A 431-nucleotide genomic window follows, 5' to 3' on the forward strand; every position below is an offset into this window, starting at 1 on the left:
GTTCATGGCTGTGCACGCCGCCCGGCGACAGCAGGCCGAACACGTGCAGGGTCTTGCCGTCGGCCTTGGCGGCCTCGCAGGCAGCGACAAGTTCGGCATTGGCGAAGAAGCTGCCGTCCTCGATGGCGGCGTCGATGCGGGTCAGGTCCTGGTAGACGATGCGGCCCGCCCCCAGGTTCATGTGACCCACTTCCGAATTGCCCATCTGCCCATCGGGCAGGCCCACATGGCGGCCTTCGGTGTGGATCAGCGTGTGCGGGGCGTTCGCCAGCAGGCGGTGCCAGTTCGGCAGCGTGGCCTGCGCCAGCGCGTTGTCGGCGGGATCTTCGCGATGCCCCCAGCCATCCAGGATCAGCAGCACGACGGGCTTGGGACGCTTCACGCGCATGTTGTCTTCAGGCGGGGGGGATGCGGACACGGCAGGATTCCAG

The 431-nt window shown here is 67.7% G+C and carries 1 pseudogene; it reads right to left on the reverse strand.

Annotation, left to right across the window (positions count from 1 at the left end):
• A pseudogene (locus KW849_RS31020) lies at window positions 1–388 on the reverse strand (2,3-bisphosphoglycerate-independent phosphoglycerate mutase); the annotation flags it as partial.
• Window positions 389–431: the final 43 nt, after the last annotated feature.

This window comes from Pseudomonas sp. PDM26, assembly GCF_019219185.1.
Taxonomy (GTDB): domain Bacteria; phylum Pseudomonadota; class Gammaproteobacteria; order Pseudomonadales; family Pseudomonadaceae; genus Aquipseudomonas.